General features: G+C 39.0%; 16 protein-coding genes. 7 read left to right on the top strand and 9 right to left on the bottom strand.

Annotated features, from left to right (window positions below):
• Window positions 1-23 precede the first annotated feature (23 nt).
• Both ACYQ3L_RS14860 and ACYQ3L_RS14855 read right to left on the bottom strand, forming a co-directional pair.
• Window positions 24-545 (bottom strand): DUF2269 family protein, encoded by a 522-nt coding sequence (locus ACYQ3L_RS14860; RefSeq protein WP_380001647.1) that lies wholly within the window; start codon window positions 543-545, stop codon window positions 24-26.
• A gap of 27 nt (window positions 546-572) precedes the next feature.
• Window positions 573-3,158, bottom strand: a complete 2,586-nt coding sequence (locus ACYQ3L_RS14855) for a hypothetical protein (RefSeq protein ID WP_380001649.1) — start codon at window positions 3,156-3,158, stop codon at window positions 573-575.
• A 495-nt stretch (window positions 3,159-3,653) separates the two neighbouring features.
• Between ACYQ3L_RS14855 and ACYQ3L_RS14850 the strand changes: the two genes are divergently transcribed.
• From ACYQ3L_RS14850 to ACYQ3L_RS14840, 3 genes are all read left to right on the top strand, one after another.
• Entirely contained in the window at window positions 3,654-4,163 is a 510-nt protein-coding gene (locus ACYQ3L_RS14850; protein WP_380001651.1) for an RNA polymerase sigma factor, read from the top strand.
• Between the two features lie 313 nt (window positions 4,164-4,476).
• On the top strand, window positions 4,477-5,016 hold the full coding sequence (locus ACYQ3L_RS14845) for a hypothetical protein (protein WP_380001653.1): 540 nt from the start codon (window positions 4,477-4,479) through the stop codon (window positions 5,014-5,016).
• 10 nt (window positions 5,017-5,026) lie between these two features.
• A complete protein-coding gene (locus ACYQ3L_RS14840; RefSeq protein WP_380001655.1) occupies window positions 5,027-5,833 on the top strand; it encodes a metal-dependent hydrolase in 807 nt (268 codons plus the stop codon).
• Window positions 5,834-6,076: 243 nt separating this feature from the next.
• On the opposite strand, the gene ACYQ3L_RS14835 is transcribed toward ACYQ3L_RS14840, so the two are convergent.
• The 3 genes from ACYQ3L_RS14835 to ACYQ3L_RS14825 form a co-directional block, all read right to left on the bottom strand.
• Window positions 6,077-7,111: a threonine aldolase family protein gene (locus ACYQ3L_RS14835; protein WP_380001657.1), complete on the bottom strand. Its 1,035-nt coding sequence runs from the start codon at window positions 7,109-7,111 to the stop codon at window positions 6,077-6,079.
• A 152-nt stretch (window positions 7,112-7,263) separates the two neighbouring features.
• Window positions 7,264-8,217 carry a TIGR01777 family oxidoreductase gene (locus ACYQ3L_RS14830; RefSeq protein WP_380001659.1) on the bottom strand — a complete coding sequence of 318 codons (954 nt, stop codon included), beginning with the start codon at window positions 8,215-8,217 and terminating at the stop codon, window positions 7,264-7,266.
• Window positions 8,218-8,333: 116 nt separating this feature from the next.
• Window positions 8,334-8,903 carry a hypothetical protein gene (locus ACYQ3L_RS14825; RefSeq protein ID WP_380001661.1) on the bottom strand — a complete coding sequence of 190 codons (570 nt, stop codon included), beginning with the start codon at window positions 8,901-8,903 and terminating at the stop codon, window positions 8,334-8,336.
• Window positions 8,904-9,806: 903 nt separating this feature from the next.
• Here ACYQ3L_RS14825 and ACYQ3L_RS14820 point away from each other — a divergent pair.
• Window positions 9,807-10,472, top strand: a complete 666-nt coding sequence (locus ACYQ3L_RS14820) for a DUF2461 domain-containing protein (protein ID WP_380001663.1) — start codon at window positions 9,807-9,809, stop codon at window positions 10,470-10,472.
• Between the two features lie 103 nt (window positions 10,473-10,575).
• On the top strand, window positions 10,576-11,838 hold the full coding sequence (locus ACYQ3L_RS14815; RefSeq protein WP_380001665.1) for a hemolysin family protein: 1,263 nt from the start codon (window positions 10,576-10,578) through the stop codon (window positions 11,836-11,838).
• Window positions 11,839-11,962: 124 nt separating this feature from the next.
• Here the strand turns inward: ACYQ3L_RS14815 and ACYQ3L_RS14810 are convergent, their stop codons facing one another.
• The gene (locus ACYQ3L_RS14810) at window positions 11,963-12,289 is read right to left on the bottom strand and encodes a DMT family transporter (RefSeq protein WP_380001667.1); all 327 of its coding nucleotides are present in this window, start codon (window positions 12,287-12,289) and stop codon (window positions 11,963-11,965) included.
• Window positions 12,290-12,363: 74 nt separating this feature from the next.
• Window positions 12,364-12,969: a TetR/AcrR family transcriptional regulator gene (locus ACYQ3L_RS14805; RefSeq protein ID WP_380001669.1), complete on the bottom strand. Its 606-nt coding sequence runs from the start codon at window positions 12,967-12,969 to the stop codon at window positions 12,364-12,366.
• 323 nt (window positions 12,970-13,292) lie between these two features.
• On the opposite strand from ACYQ3L_RS14805, the gene ACYQ3L_RS14800 reads away from it, so the two are divergent.
• Window positions 13,293-13,760, top strand: coding sequence for a MaoC family dehydratase (locus ACYQ3L_RS14800; protein ID WP_380001671.1), 468 nt, complete (start codon window positions 13,293-13,295; stop codon window positions 13,758-13,760).
• Between the two features lie 96 nt (window positions 13,761-13,856).
• Here ACYQ3L_RS14800 and ACYQ3L_RS14795 read toward each other — a convergent pair whose 3' ends face one another.
• Window positions 13,857-14,570, bottom strand: coding sequence for a S24 family peptidase (locus ACYQ3L_RS14795; protein WP_380001673.1), 714 nt, complete (start codon window positions 14,568-14,570; stop codon window positions 13,857-13,859).
• A gap of 367 nt (window positions 14,571-14,937) precedes the next feature.
• Between ACYQ3L_RS14795 and ACYQ3L_RS14790 the strand changes: the two genes are divergently transcribed.
• Window positions 14,938-16,395 (top strand): fibrobacter succinogenes major paralogous domain-containing protein, encoded by a 1,458-nt coding sequence (locus tag ACYQ3L_RS14790; protein WP_380001675.1) that lies wholly within the window; start codon window positions 14,938-14,940, stop codon window positions 16,393-16,395.
• A gap of 204 nt (window positions 16,396-16,599) precedes the next feature.
• Here the strand turns inward: ACYQ3L_RS14790 and ACYQ3L_RS14785 are convergent, their stop codons facing one another.
• Complete coding sequence (locus ACYQ3L_RS14785) at window positions 16,600-17,562, bottom strand: AraC family transcriptional regulator (protein ID WP_380001677.1); 963 nt, start codon at window positions 17,560-17,562, stop codon at window positions 16,600-16,602.
• Window positions 17,563-17,588 lie beyond the last annotated feature (26 nt).

Below are 17,588 nucleotides of genomic sequence, written 5' to 3'. Positions count from 1 at the left end.
CAGACCAGGACATTTATCCCGTATTAAGACTCCTGCTTCTTACCCGTTCCGTTTGCCGCCTTCTTCCATGGCTTCAAAACCGATATGACAATAAAACCAAGCAATATAGTTGTCTGTACCGTACCCCATATACGTGTCATCTCCAGATTGTGGAAATAGCCGGTACCGGACAGTATGTCCCGGCCCGGCGTCTGTGCAAGTTCTACATTCCCGTTTATCCAGGGACCCAATACAAATGTACCGAACAAGACCTGAACGATAGTCAGTATCCATTTCACAGTCAGCCAGCGGTGTTTGAAAAAGCCCCACTTTGTCCATATACCGTAAACGATACCTATCAGTATATTTCCCATCGCGCCGGGAATAATCAGGTAATCGTCTATAATTTGCAGCATGCGCGAAAACATATACAGTTCATCATCCGTTCCAGGCTTGCCTGTCAAAGCAAGAACCGACATTGCCAGCGCTCCGCCGATCCACATAATAGCCAGGAGAAGATGTAATATTTTCAGGTATTTTATACCTTTGGGGCCTAGTGCTTTCATGATTATACCTTTATTTACCCAAAGATATCAAAATCCCATTCCCAAACCAAACATAAAACGGAAATCATCACCCGAACCGAACCATGAATATTTAGTGGTTATTTTATTGATAATGGTCATCCATGCACCGCCACCATAAGATGCATGCCATTTTTTCGAAGACTCGTGCGGATACCACACCCGCCCGAAATCGAATCCGGCAAACAACCCGTATTTGAGAGGAGTGAACGGGTTCTTTATTTTCCCCATATCCAAACGTAAATCGGAATACTGATAATAGGATTGCCGCCCTATAAACCGGCTGTCACGATATCCCCGCAATTCGGTAGAAGCCGATTGGTAAAACTCGTATTTATCGTTAAATATAGCTTTTCCCTTCATCTTTGTAGCCCAGGTAATCCGGTCTGTAAGTTTCACATTAAGAGACACATCAAACTCTGCATATGGAAAATTCCGTCCGGGATGGAGTATATTCATTTTCCATCCGGCAGTAAGCACTCCCGTAAAAGCGGGAACAATATTGGAAATTTCCTTATCTATTTCATACGACACACTCAAATCTGCAAAATAACGGGTATCGAATATTGAATAATCGTTATTGTAGTATTCATTGATATACCTGCCGTCGACCCGCTTGATTTTAAACATTTCGATTGAGGATGCTAATACGAGCTGATGATCTTTCGCCAATGTATAATGAAAAGATGGCGCTAATGAATACTGCCCCACCTTCACGCGGTTATATACCCTCTTTTCATCTTTAAATCCATCCGTATTGTTCCCAAATCCGAAGAAGTTGGAGAAGTTTGCAGGAGAACCTACAAAAGCATCTAAATAAATACTTTTGCGATCGTCGTACATCGGGAAAATACCTTTATACATAAATCCTTTCAAATAATTATAGCCTATACGGTGCTGGTATGAAAAAGGGGAGCGTTTCAGTCCATAACGGGTATATGTCACAAAACTGCCAAGGCTCAGCCCCCAGTCAGAGTCATACACTCCCCACGGGCTGAATGAAACACTTTTATAACGGGTTTTCTCGTAATCATAATCGTGGATATTAGCATTATCGGTAATTATTACCTTTGCTTTCTTTATGGAGTCTAATGCCTGTTTCTGAGAATTATAACCGAATATTTTTATTTTACTGCCGGGCTGCATATCGAATCTGTTGTCTCCTTTCCCTCCCAGCAGATACAATGGTATTTTATTTTTTCCGTTGCCCCTCACCTCAAAGCTGTCATCTCCACCCATACCATACATCCATATTTCTTTCGAGTTTTTCTTCGTATACCTGTGACTGAATACGAGTTTGTTCGTATTCCGGTTATATACGTCTATCTGTATGCTGTCACGATGGAATTTATCTATTATGAACCTATCGTCATTGTCCGTTCCGGTTATTACCGGATTGAACTGTAATTCTTTATAATATTCCAAAGCTATTTCTACAAGATTATCCCTCCGCTTTTTCAGTTTTTGCTCTATCTCATCTATTTCGCCGCATTGTATCTCTTTAGGCAGACGGGCAAACGCATCATCGATTACACGGTCGGTCAGTTTGCGCTTCAGATATTGCGCCTGCCGGAGCCAATCGGCACGTTTACTTTGGCCGGCTAAGGCTACATCGAGGGTAAATCCCAGCTTATTGAACTTTTTCAGATTGGCAATATGATCCTTGTAATCGGATATAAATCCGAGAGACAATACACTCAGCATTTGTCCTGTCAGCAAACCATCCACTTTCATAAAAGCATGGCTGCGGTCTATTACAATAGGTTTATACAGAACCTTGTCATCCTTGATACTCATCTGCCAGTTCCAGTTCTCTGGCGTCTTGTTCCAGTCGCCGATCAGCATATCAAATAACCGTTCACGTATATAAAGATCCCTGTCTACAACATGAGATTTGTCACCCTGCATATTTTTCAACAGATCAGCCGTACTGATTATATCTTTCCGTGTGGCCAGGTCGGGAACATTCATTATACTTACAAGCTTATCCTGAATCTCCGTACCATCTACTATAGTATCCGACGTAGCATTCTGAGCTATATAGTAAAGGCGGGGATTGTTCGAATTCAGATCCAGAACTTTAGCCATATAGTCGGAAGCAATGAAGGTATAGGGGTTTACGATAGTATAGGCGTCTCCTATAAAGCTATTGATATATGTATCCTTAAAGTCGTTTTTATTATACATTTCCTGAAAAAACTCCGACTGAAGAAAGCTGGAAGAACCGCTTAAAGGCTTCACCAGATAGTTTCGTCCATTCTTATCTACCATATAAAGGCCATGAAATTCTTCTGCCTGACCGGTGACCTCAAGCCTTCCAAAAAGAGATTTTAATGTCGATGAGCCTACCGAAACGGGAATAGTATACAACTCCCTGTAATGTTTACCCCAAACGAAGTCATAGATAGTACTTCTATTTTTCATTTGCTGCGAATAAATAGATTTACGGATCGTATCGCCCGAATATAAAGGTATCGTATCATTATTCGTTCCGCCAGTCTGTGCCAATAGAATTGCAGGCAGCAATAACTGACATATCGAAAAAATAAACAGTATAGTTACATATTTTCTGGTGTACCTTGACAAATTATCCACGATTAAGTACTCTTTTTACACATTATAATTAAATAACCGGCAGCCAAAGTTACGATTATTACAGATTACCTTCTCAGCTACCCTCTTAAAAAAAATGGAGTAACTATCATCTCGCAAATTTTAGACTTCTGATGCAATAATAGTTCTTTATTTTTCAATAAACTAATAAACATAACGTATCAAGAGAACAAAAAGGCGTTATCGCTTGTTCTATTGTTTTAAGTTAATATATCATATTTTTACAAAAGACATATAAACAGATAAAATTATCATATACTATAATCGATCAAACTAATTCGACCCAGGACAGAAATCATATGTTAATGAAAACAAGCCTTAGTTTTATTTATTGATTACTAGCAATTTATTTATATATATTTTTTAACATTTAAGGCTTACTTTTTAGTTGTTTATGCAATCATATGCAAAAAAACATATATCTTTGTAATATCAAAGACTAGAAGAATTATAAAACATTTACAAAAAAGAAGAGTAATGAAGACTAGCAAACAAACACTGGAACACGACTTGGTACTAATGCAAAACAACATGTTAAATTATGCATTGACTCTCACGACGAACCGAGATGAAGCTAAAGATCTTACTCAAGAAACTACACTGAAAGCCTTGAGTAATATAGACAAGTATTACGACAATATAAACTTTAAAGGATGGGTTTTCACTATAATGCACAACCTGTTTATAAATAACTATCGCCGGATTGTACGCATGCAAACAGTTCTGGATAACTCCGACAACTTATATCAATTAAATATGCCTCAGGAATCCGGCTTCGACTCACCGGAAGGTTCTTTCACATATCATGAAATAATGAAAGTGCTGGATACTTTCAATGATGATTATAAAATACCGTTTTCTATGTACTTTACAGGTTTCAAGTATAATGAAATAGCCAAATCTCTGAATTTACCTTTAGGTACGGTAAAAAGCCGGATATTTTTTGCACGCAAAAGATTACAGGAGATCCTGAAAGATTATAAATAATTTCGTAAACAAATAAGTATTGAGGCCTTCCGGATTTACTACCGGAAGGCTTTTTTTGTTATTCTCATAAAGATACAGTTATACATTGACACTCTCTTCTTTCAGCACACAACGCTCTCGCATCAATGCTATGAGAACCGGAATGCAATCAATCTTATAATATGACAGAAAAAAAAATCAGAATAAAATATGGAATCTGCGCTTATCCATATCTATATATAAGCTTATGTTTATATTACGATATACACCGATAAAGCATAAAATAAAACATTTATCGTATATTTGAAGAATCATCAGATACAAACCTATGTCTATGAAAAAGAGAGAAACCGACATCATATACTATTCGAACAAAAGACAGGACTATATTTTCGGTACTATCTTTTTATTTATTACCTGTGCTTTTATAATCTTTTCATACCTCTTTATATCAGACGGGATCAGGGCTGTTCATACCAACCCGGCCGGGGAGGGAATAATAGGCTCCATATCCGGCCTCGTACTTATTTCCTTATTATTTATAATGGCGACAATGCTGTTTGGGATAAGGGCCTATGTCAATCTTTTCAAGAAAATAGAAATAGCCCGCCTGGCCGATGAAGGCCTGTTCTTTTCCGAAATGAAGGGACAGATGCAAATACACAAAAACTATGTAGCATACGCTAATATAGGCCGCGCATACATGAGAAAAAGCAGATTAACTGGCTCAACCGTCGTTATAGAAAGTAACGATGAAATACCCGCGCCATTAGGATATATAAACAGTTTATTATCGCTTGCAAACAAAGAAGCCCTGATAGAAAACCTTAATAACAGACTGTCTAAAAAAACAGAACAAGCTCAACCCGAATAACCCCTACCCTATGGATATACTTACCCACGCCTTGTCCGGTGCAGCCGTGGCAACCAGCGCTTCAACTTTTGTAAAAACTACCCCCCTCCGAAAAGTGAAAATAATACTGACGGGTACTCTCGGCGGCATGCTCCCAGATATAGATGCTATCAGTATGTGGCCGCGCTTCGATGCTACATTTGGTAAATTATTCGGGCTCGCAGATACAGGTAAAATTATTTACAGCAATAAATTCTGGTATTCGCATCACGCATTCTTTCATTCTTTAACGGCCAGTATCCTTTTAGGGATATTACTTATCCTCAGCATGTTCCTCATACGAAAACTATCAAAAAAATCTGATTTGCATATTATTGACTTTACCAGGAGCCACATAATCTATTTCGTTGTGTTTGTTCTGGGCATCTGGGCACATCTGGCCGGAGACCTGCCTACTCCCGCCTCGGCATGGGGAGGCATAGCACTTTGGTGGCCGTCGGAAAACTATACCGGAGGATATGGGAAAATATGGTGGTGGAACAATTACGATATATTCCTGCTTATCACATGCTGTACCATTGCCAATCTTACTATTCCTATGTTCAGAACTTTAAGGGACAATGCAAAGGCCATTACCACCACGATCTTATCTTTTACTATCATATTTATACTTATACAGATCAACACCCGGCAATATGGCTATGCCTACACAAAAAGTACAGCTACAACTTACGCAGAAATGGAACAAAACTCCAAAAAAGAACAGCAACGCATTTTAGGCAAACGACTGTATAAAATAATGGATAGATTTGACCGGACTTTAAGGATTTACTTCTGATTTATCCTCTTTAAAAACACCATACAATGTTAACAGATATTAAATACAAAAATAGGCCGGCCAAATGAACAACTGATTTACAGCGCAATATTAATCCCCGTAAATTTTAACACTGTTAAATCGAAATATACAGCGAACATTTTATCCTGATAGTGGTTTTATGTTTGTGTAGTTTTGTAAAGTTTGTGTTAAGGTTGGGAAAGTCAGCGATGTGATGTTGCGGACTTTTTCGTTTTATATAGATCAATATAATCTTCCTCTCACATTCAGTTTTTCAACAAATTCATCTACTACATGCTCCGGAGTAGCCCATGATGTAATAAAGCGTACAGCCGTTTGTTCTTCGTCCACAATACTCCATACCAAGCATCCGTAATTATCCTGCACATGCTTTAATAATTCGTTTGGTAATATTGGAAATATCTGGTTCGTATCCGAATCAATAAGTAAGGAAAATCCTTTCGCTTTGAATGCCGCGGCCATTTTTGCCGCCATACGGTTGGCATGGCCGGCCAGGTCAAAGATCAAATTATCCCGCAATAGCTGGTCGAACTGTATTCCCATTGCCCGGCCTTTTGCTGTAAGTGCCCCCCGTTGCTTCAGATGAAATTTGAAATCTTTCTTCAATTCAGGATTTGTTATTACGACAGCCTCACCAAGCAATGCCCCGCATTTGGTTCCACCTATATAAAATACATCGGTCAATGCCGCTATGTCCGCCAGGTCCATATCGTTAGAGGGCGCGGTCAAAGCCATCGGCAACCTGGCTCCGTCCATAAATAATATAAGATCGTTAGCCTTGCAAAACGTGAATAAATCAGTCAGTTCCCGTTTTGTATATACTGTCCCCAGCTCTGTGGAATTCGATATATATACGACCCTCGTGCGCACCACATGGTGCCCTCTTATCTTATTCAGGAACGGCTTTATATCTTCCGGGCGCAATTTGCCGTTACTAACCGGAGCCGCTTCCACCTTATGCCCCGCAGCTTCTATAGCCCCGGCTTCATTTACATAAATATGGCCTGTTGTGGCAGCCACCACCGATTCGAATGGGCGAAGTATAGAAGCCAGCACCGTCAGGTTAGCTAAAGTACCTCCCGAGATCATATGGACATCGGCTTCACTATTGGTTAATTCTCTGATCTTCCTTTCGGCATTACGGCTATATTCATCATCACCATATCCGGGTTGCTGAGAATAATTGCTGCTTAACAAAGCCTCTAGTATGGAGGGATGGCACCCTTCTGCATAATCGTTTGCAAAACTGTATATCATGTCTATTTGTAGTTATTAAGGTCGCAGACCTGTTTGTTGATCTATTCCGTCATTAAATACGTTCTTTTACTTAACTGACTACAAATGTAATATCTTAACAGGAAAAAACGGAACGTAAGACATGAAATAAATCATACGTTCAACAAGTGTAATTAAACATTAATACCTTTTTGAGAACCGGCCCTAACAAGCTGCTTTTTATACTTCCGTCCTTTCAGTATGGCATTCAATGCCTCATCCAGATGCTCGAAGGTAAACCGGTAATGCAGGGCGGTAAGATGTTGCGGTATTGCCCGCTGCCCGTCAACTACCATCGTGGCAGCCTCACTCATAACAAGCTTCATTACAAATGCAGGCATGCGAAATATACGCGGACGATACAGTGTTGCAGACAATATATTTGAAAACCGCTTATTTGTTACCGGATTGGGAGCAGTAAGGTTGAATATTCCCCGGGCTTCAGGCATATCCATCAGGTAAACAATCGCATTTACCATATCCTGTATATGTATCCACGATATATACTGGTTACCCTTGCCGAGTGTACATCCCAGGCCCAGGCGGAAAGGGAGGGTCAGAATAGATAACATCCCACCCTCTTTTGAAAGGACGACCCCCGTACGCGATATGCAGACTCTCGTCTTGTCGCTTTGGGCTGCCAATGCCAGGTCCTCCCACTTTTTACACAACTGATGAGTAAATTCATCGTTAAAGCCCGATTGCTCTGTCAGTACACTATTATCCTGCGCACCATAATACCCGACAGCAGAACCGGAAATAAATACTTTAGGGGGTATATCACTGGCTTTTATCAACTCTGTCAACCGGCGGGTAATATTCCACCGGCTATTACACAAACGCTCTTTCTGCTTTTTGGTCCAGCGCTTTCCGATAATAGGCTCTCCCGCGAGATTTATGACAGCTTCATAACCGTCGAGAGACTTCATAGCCTGTAATGAAGTACAAAACTTTGCCTGTTTATCAAGTTTTTTCTCAGCTTTAAGAGGATTACGGCTCAGTACCATAACGTCATGTCCTTGTCTGATGAGTGTCTTAACCAAAGCCGTACCAATCAGCCCTGTGCCTCCGGTAATAAAAATATGCATAGGCGTTTTTTAAAGTAATGAGTTACTTATCTACTATAAAACAGCGATATACATCTTAATGTTTAACGGAGCCCGTTAATGTTTTCTTTCTTTATGCCGGCTCCGATTATTAGTTTCTACTTCCCGTAGACAAAATCTTTCAGTTCGTTCAGTTCATAGGCAATCTGATCTTCCCACTCTTTTTGCTTAACCGGATCACTTGCCGAATTAGTTTCCTGCGTATATTTACTCCTGCGGTCGAGGAACTCCGACATCACCTTCCAGTTTAGTTCATCGGCAACCTTAGTACCCGAAATCAACAGTTTGCGATTTTCTTTTAATGCTTTTCTCAGTTCACGGGCATATATTTCACTCAGGTTGAAAAGTGTCTGCTGGTAAAGCAAATATTGCTGCACATTGCCGGTAGTATCAATCTGTGAAGTCGATTTAACCATATAGTTGCGAACATTCTTATTGAAATTCTTACTTATGAAGTTGAAACGGCTCACATCATAATCGATAGCAAAATCAGCCGAAGTTGCCCCACTTTCCAGATTCCTGGTTTTGATACCGAAATCGTCGACAATCAGTTTTTGCCTGTCATTCCAATATACCCTGTCGTCATCCTTTTTTTGTGAGTAAGCAGCTGCGAAAACGAGAAGAGAGAAAATCAGGGTAAGCAGTCTTTTTGGTTTTAATAGTTCCATAGCGGCATCATTTTATCGTTTAAGTGATAAATGTATGGAAAATGCATCCATTACAAATGGAAAAAGGCGATGATTATCAGCCTGTATAACAAAATAAAACTTATTTTTACATACATTTAATCAAACAGTCCCTTAATCTTTTCGCACAATTTTATCTATATGTAGCTGACAGCCTTTAGCTGTTAGCTGATAGTTCTTTGAAAAATTGATTTAAGATTTAAAGATTCAGGGTTTAATAATTTAAAAATTTAAATACCGTAAAAAGTTGCCAAGTACATGACCCAAGGGGGACCTACAGAGAGGGAAAAAAGTAACAGATAAAAAATAGTGGGAAATGTGTCAAGTTTGTCAGGTTTTATCCATAAGCTATTGGCTGACAGCTATCAGCTAATAGCTAAAAAGGTGTTACTTTTTAATAGTTACGAGTTACTTCGCCCTACGGGCAGTTACAAGTTACGAGTAGACAAGATACGACCTGTCGACTGTTAACTGAAAAAAGTGTTACTTTTGTTACCTTTTTTAATTGAAAGCTGAATTGAAGCGAAACGTAAATCGGCGGAGCCAAAGTTGAAAATTGACAATGACTGTTATAAGAGCAGGAGGATTTTATTGTTAACTGATGACTGTTAACTGTTAACTGATTTCCCGTTACCTTTTAACTGGGTTTAGTTAACAGATATAAAATAGACAATATAAAAACAGTAAATAAAGTGTCAGATATGTCAGATTTTAACACCAAATAGTTAATTAATGTAAAATGACGAAAATATAATTATAACTATCAATTTTCGCCCATTTACCCTAAAAAGATTTGGGATCGGGGTTCGGCTATGTAAAAAAATAAGTACCTTGCATCCCACAAAAAACCGTAAACATATATTCTCAAACGAAACAATATAGATCATGCTGAAAAAGGATACCCTCGATTTCCTCGCCGCACTAAAGGAAAACAACTATCGCGAATGGTTTACCGAAAATAAGAAATGGTATGACCGGGCACGTGCCGACTACGAGAAGCTGGTCGGGCAAACAATACAGGCGATAGCCACATTCGACCCTGAAACAGGATTACTGGAGCCGAAGAAATGTATCTTCCGGATCTACCGGGATGTACGCTTCTCTTCTGATAAGTCGCCGTATAAAACACACTTCGGCGCAGTATTCCGTCCCCGTGGTCTGGATAAATCATCGGGCTATTACCTGCATATCGACCCGGAAGAAAGTTTCATTTCGTGCGGACATTATATGCTGACGCCCGACCAATTGAAAAAAGTGAGACGGGGCATATATGAGGACTTCGAACTGTTTCAGGAAATACTCAACGAGAAGCGTTTCAAAAAGGAAATAGGAGATCTCTTCCGTGACGAAGACGCCTTGCAACGTGTTCCTAATGGATTCGACAAAAATCATCCCGCGGCAGAATACCTGAAGTTGAAACATTTCTATGCGTACAAGCCGATCCCTGCTGAAAAGCTGTTCAGTGACGATCTGGTACCGTATATCAGAGAGATGTATAAATTGATGCAACCATTGAGTGAGTTTCTGAATGATCTGATAATGGAGGATTGATAAGAATCCTCCCTCCTTTTCCTTTAATTTGCAAATATTTCTCTCCGGCATTTGGAAAAAATAGCGATAGCCGATATCTTTACGGTTTCAATAAAGAATATATATGGAAATCGCAATAATTATTGCACTGATACTATTGAATGGTATCTTCTCAATGTCGGAAATAGCCGTCGTATCCGCCCGTAAGTCCAGTCTCAATAACGAAGCCAAACGAGGCAACAAGGCTGCTCAGGCCGCTGTGAATCTGGCAAATCACCCAGACCGTTTTTTGTCGACTGTACAGGTTGGGATCACATTAATAGGAATCCTGACCGGTCTTTATTCGGGAGATGTACTAGCCGATGATTTTGCCAAGATACTGAACAGCACAGGTATTCCGAATCAGTATGTGCTGACCATCGCAAAAGTTAGTATTGTCATTGTAGTTACCTATTTTACGATTGTCTTCGGTGAATTGGTTCCTAAAAGGATTGGCTTAAGCGCGTCTGAAAAGATAGCCAAGTTTATAGCTCGCCCGATGCATTATCTTTCCATCGTTGTATCTCCTTTCGTTTGGATTCTTTCCAAGAGCACTTCTCTCATTTTTAACCTGTTGGGCATCAAAAATTCTGATACCAAGGTAACGGAGGAAGAGATAAAGTCGATGATACAGGAAGGAACCGAAGGAGGTGAAGTACAGGAAGTGGAACAAGATATAGTGGAGCGCGTCTTCACCCTGGGCGACAGGGATCTGGAATCTATTATGACCTACCGGGGCGAAATAGTATGGATAGATACTGATATGACCAATCAGGAAATAATCGGGATTATACAGAATAACCCATTCGACAAATATCCTGTGGGTAATAAGGATTTAGATCATATAGAAGGTATTGTGCACTTGAAGGATATGTTCGGGAAAATAGAAGACCCCGGCTTTGATATCATGCAGGTGGTTCGTCCCGTTCATTACTTTTACGAAAATATGGAAGTCTACAGTGCTTTGGAAGAGATGAAGATGAAGCATATACAGTACGCCCTTGTTTGTGATGAATTCGGTATTGTACGCGGGATCGTCACCCTCAAAGATATTCTGGAAGCATTGGTAGGCACAATACTCGACCCGCATGAAGAGCCCGACATAGTGCAACGGCAGGACGGTAGCTGCCTTGTGGACGGGCAATGTTCATTCTATGATTTCCTTACTTATTTCAAGAAAGGCGATCTGTATTCCAGATATGAATACAACACGCTTAGCGGCCTGATACTCGATCTGCTGGAGCATATACCGAAAACAGGAGAACTGCTAACGTGGAAAGGATTTTCTTTCGAAATTGTGGATATGGATGGTGCACGCATCGACAAAGTACTGGTGAAAAGGCCATAGCAACTGTCTAAAATTAACAGGTAAGCATCAAACGGCCTTCTGCCGTTGAAGGGAACACATTGTCGAAATATTGTCGGTATTAGTTTAAACAAAACTGACTCAGAATGATCCCATATCCATATTATCAATGTGATACCGCCTTCAACCCGACTACCGATGCTATCAATGTGACGATGAAAAATATCCGCATCATATTGGCAGGCTCTTTAAACACAATTATCCCCAAAAGCACAGTTCCGGCTGCGCCTATACCTGTAAATATGGCATATGCAGTCCCCATCGGGATCGTCTGGGTGGCTTTCACCAACAAGCCCATTCCCAATATCAGACATACGCCAAATGCAAGATACCAGTATGTGGATTGCGGCGCGGATACGATTTTTGCTTTTGATATGCAAAATGTGAAACCTACTTCGAAAGCGCTAGCCAATAATAAATAAACCCAACTCATGATAATTTTATTTTAAAAGTATTGCAGTATATATTGAACAGATGTTCAATACAGGTGCAAAAAATATATATTCCTTATTTTAATAATGCGACATAATGGAGCAATGCATTTTCCAGATTCCGTATAATACCTTGTCCGTCCGGCGAAAAAATACCCTGAAACCAGACACCATCCGTGAGTGTAAATAACTGATTCGCTGAAATGTTAATATCTACGTTTTGCCGTATCTCACTTCTCTCTATACTATTACCCAGAGCAAATTCCCATCCTGTGCGCTCTTTTTCAGTGGTTACCCTGTAATTATTCCTGAAGATGGCATCCCGTTGCATTACCTGATAGAACAGAAAATGATAATTAAGCACCGAAATATCTTTTATACTTCCGGTTTCTTCTATGATATCTGATATCGTTTTATTAATCTTGCTAAATCGATCGCACATAAAACGAATAAATTCAGTGACTGTATAATCCTTGGTCTTGCGGATATCAAAATCAAATATCTGAACAAAAAATTTCTCGGTTACCTGTATAAACAGTTCTTCCTTGTTTTTGAAATAATGATAAAGAAGCCCTCGCGATAAACCGGTCGCAGCCTGAATATCGGTAATGGAAGTAGCATCGAAACCCTTTAGCAGTAAAAGTCCGAATGTTTTTTTCAATATAAGTTCTTCTGTATTCATATCATATAATTGAATAATCGTTCAACAAAGATATGCTGTTTTGAATGCACCGCCAAACTTTTATGAATAATATTGAATCCGCTTTACATATCCCACATTTATTAAAAGCTTATCTATATCCTCCTGTTCTCGAATATTAAAGCGTTCATTGAAAGCTGAGTACGTATATAGAGCTTAGGTTAAAAAAATCATCTGAAATAGGTTGTAGTAAAACGGAGTTTTAATCGATTAAAATATGGTTAATTTCACAATACTTATTATGTTTATTTGGTAATATCATATAATATAGATATTTTTATACAGTATTTGTTAATTAACTTTTTATGGCTAAAATTATTATTAATTCCTACGCTGATTTTGAACAGTACGTAGGGAAAGAATTGGGGACTTCCGACTGGCTGAAAATATCTCAGGACCGTATTAATAAATTTGCGGAAGCTACACTCGATTACCAATGGATCCATGTAGATGAAGAAAGAGCGAAGACAGAGAGTCCTTTCAAAAGCACTATTGCACACGGGTATCTGATGGTATCTATTCTGCCTTATCTTTGGGATCAGATAATAGAGGTGAACAACATAAAGATGCTGATAAATTATGGTATCGAAAAATTGAAATTCAACCAGGCTGTCATTGTCGATAATGAAGTTCGCTTACGGGTTACATTGGCATCCCTTGTTAATCTGAGAGGAATAGCCAAAGCTGAATTAAAGGTTGTTTTAGAGATAAAAGACTGTCCGAAAAATGCATTGGAAGAAACAGTCATATTCCTGTACCACTTCAATAGTTAACTCTAAAATTTTATAGACGATATAAAAAAGGGATACCTGAGTGATTTTTCAGATATCCTTTTTTATATATAATAACGTAAGCACTGCCTATTTTTCTTATATCATTGTGTTGTAATTGATACAGGCCTTAACAATAGCTTTCCATCGTATACTTTGTATCGGCACATCTTTCGGATGATATTTTTGATTGTATCCGCTAAGGCAGACATAGTCATCAGCTATCTCAGATTTCTTCAAATATTTAATGGTGAGAAATTCTTCTCCATCGATAATGAGATATATGATATACATTTCGCCCCAATTTATATCATTTGTGTGATTTGCTGTTTTATAACATACGATATCGCCTGGTTTAATCAGTGGATACATACTGTCGGATTTTACAAATCCTGCACCATCGCATGAACTTAGATTGGGTATGGACAAATACCCCTGACATTTGTGTGATCCCTTATGGGAAAATATCGGTATAAATTCCAAAGGAGACTCGGCTTTGAGCAGATTCTTATCTGAGACAGTAGACGGGTCTATGTTCATTACTGCGGCATATTGTTCCCGTACCGACTCCAGATTGTCATACAACCAGAATATTGACGATTTTATCATCTCCCCTTCACCTGAAATAAGCCATTCGAGATTTATTTCAGGATATGCAGTATATATCTTAGCTATTGTGTCACCTGTGACACCGCTTTTCTTGTCCAGAGTACCGTTAGAGACGCCCGTCTGATTATAAAATTTATTTTTACTAATCCCCTGTTTGTCTATAAACTGTATAATTCTGTCCTTTTGAGTTAAGTTTTCGTTCATTGAGTGTAATCAATAATGTATTATAACTATATCCGTTGAGATATAGTCTGCAATATAGTCTGTAAGATTTCTAACAAAAATAACTTTAATTATTGAAATATCAAAAAAGTTAATTTTGGTGTGTATAGAATAAAGATAAAGTAAAAAATGGTTAATGTAGAATTATTTCATTATATTTATTTTTAATTATGAAATATTTCTCTAATTTTGCGGAAATTTTAATATGAAATCACAAAAAATACAACTATGCCGCTTAGTTACTATACACATAAAGATTTGTATTTTAAGAGTTTAACCCATCCTTAGGAATGTTACTATATGAAAGAACTACATATCAAGATACAAACAAAAATAATTTTATCTACATATGAACACTTACACAAGAACAATAAGATTCACTTTGTTAGGGTTTGTTACGCTCGCTCTTCACTCATTTGGACTTCATGCACAGGTTACAATTGGCCTGGGAACAGCCCCTGCCAAGGCAGGATTATTACAACTGAAAGAACAGGAACCTGATGCGAATAATGTAACATGTAAAACAGGAGGCTTTATCTTACCTCGAGTGGCATTAGTGAACCTGAGAACCTTAGAACCATTTGTCAATCCTGCAGAGTCCGGATATGATAGCGAAAAATCAAAAAATATAGGTCTATTAGTATATAATATGACTAAAACAACACCCTTTGTTCCGGGGTTATATTTATGGGACGGGGAAAAGTGGGATATACTGAGAACAGCTTCTGACTCTATTCCCACAAGAGATAATCCAGGCAGTGTCCCTGTAGAACCGAATGCACCATCCAGCATGACAGATCCTGCGGCACTGAAATTATCCAACTCATTCATTGTGGGCTACAACAAAACGATAGATATCCCTGTAATAAAGGCATATGCGGTGTGGAATCAACTATTGAACCTGAATGAGGTAGGATTGCAAGGAACTGTTAGTGTCGAATTGTTATGGGAAGATAAAAAGGATTTAATTAAAGAAGTGACCCTTGCTTCGGGAGACAAAGGGACAGCTTCGATGCTGAGAATTACAACCAATAACAATAGCCTGCAGGGGAACGCACTTGTGGCCGTGAAAATAAATAATGTGATACGTTGGAGCTGGCATATATGGATCACCAATTATGATCCTGAAGTCCTTGCCGGAGAAAAAGTATTTAACAATGCTACATTTATGGACCGTAACCTGGGTGCGATAAATACGATACCGGGTAATATCGGTGCGTTGGGATTACTTTACCAATGGGGAAGAAAAGATCCGTTCCCAGGATCTTCGGCCGTAGACGATAATATAGAGATAACACTTTATAATCTGACCGGGGCAAATGTCTCTATTGAGAAGAGCAAAGTGAATAATAATCTCAATATGCCTAATTCGATTATCAATCCGCATACATTCTATTTTAGCACCGAAGGTAATCAGGACTGGTATAGTAATTCCGGTACAACCAATAACCATTTGTGGAATAATACCGACGATACAAAAGGCACCTATGACCCGTGCCCTAAAGGATGGCGTGTACCTCGGAGCGGATCTGGCAGTAATTCTGCCTGGAACGGCTTAGGCGGTGGTGGACCTGCCTTCGATAAAGGCAAAGGAGAAGAATGGGCTACGGCTGGATATTATCCGGCTGCCGGATATCGCGAACCAACTACCGGAAATTTGACAATGGTGGGGCTGGAAGGGTATAACTGGTCTGCCACAGCCTTCTACAGTACAATATACCGGCTGTTTTTCAAATCTTATTATGTCCAGGTAGACGCAACGGACAACAGGGGTAAAGGAAGTTCGGTACGATGTGTAAAAGAATAATTCGATATAGATAAGATTTATCTACTCTGTGTAGTTTTTTTAATTTGTCTTAAGGTTGGGATGGCATATGCGTGAGCATGTGCCTTTCTGTTTCATAAGAATAATTTTTAGTTGAAAATAATGAGTCCCGCGAATCTCTCGACTCACAGGACCCAACCTTAACACAAACTTTACAAAACTACATATATATTTTTTTGTTCATTCTTATTTATCCATCCGGTATTGTGTAGGAGACAGCCCCGTATGCTTCTTAAAAAACCTACTTAAAGAAGTTTGATTAGAAAAATTAGTCTTTACGGTTATCTCCTGTATATTCAATGCCGGATTCTTCAATAGCGACTTTATCTCCATTATACTATATTCTACAATCCAATCTTTTGCTGACCGGCCACTAACATCCTTTACTACCGATGTCAGGTATTTAGGTGTAATATGGAGCTTTTCGGCATAAAAAGCAATCTCTCTGTTTTCTCTGAAATATTGCATTATCAGGAGAAAGAAATCGTATGCAAGCTTTTCTTTCCGGCTATCAAGATCCCTTATGGCATTTTTAGATAATAGATTGCTCCTATAATTATTATAAAGATCAAGATAGAAAAGCCTCAACAGGTTGACTATATATTCCCTCTGGAACAGATTATCGGCCGACTTCACCCAACTATATACGAGATCGTAATATCCGGAAAACCGGCACACTTCATCTTTCGACAGCTTGTAGTGATACTTTCTTCTCATATGGATAAAGAATAGAGGTGAAAGACGCGCTACTCCGCTAAGGACATCATTTATTAATAGATGCGACACCGTAAAATAGTTGATAGAAAAATCAGCGCTTTTGCTTTTCAGCGAAATGATTTGTCCGGGAAGAATTACCATTAACTCACCTTTCAACAAACGATGCTCCTGCATATATACATCTATTATCGCAGAGCCTTCTATACAAAGCCCCAAGATTCCGACAGGAAGATACGTCTGGGTATATGTAACCGGAAGAGCATTTTCCCCCACACAAATATTAAAATCATACCCAAAAGAATATACAGAATTTTCCTTGTCCTCTGACAGAGATTTTTTTTCTCCGTACATTTTCGCCTTGTCTTCCATCTCAGTCTTGTCTCTCCTCAATATCGGGTGCAAATATATAACATCATTCCTTACAATTTTCATCTAGTGGAAATATGGTATAACATTTA

It is taken from the genome of Dysgonomonas termitidis (assembly GCF_054657735.1).
This window is presented reverse-complemented; position numbering and strand designations above follow the sequence as displayed.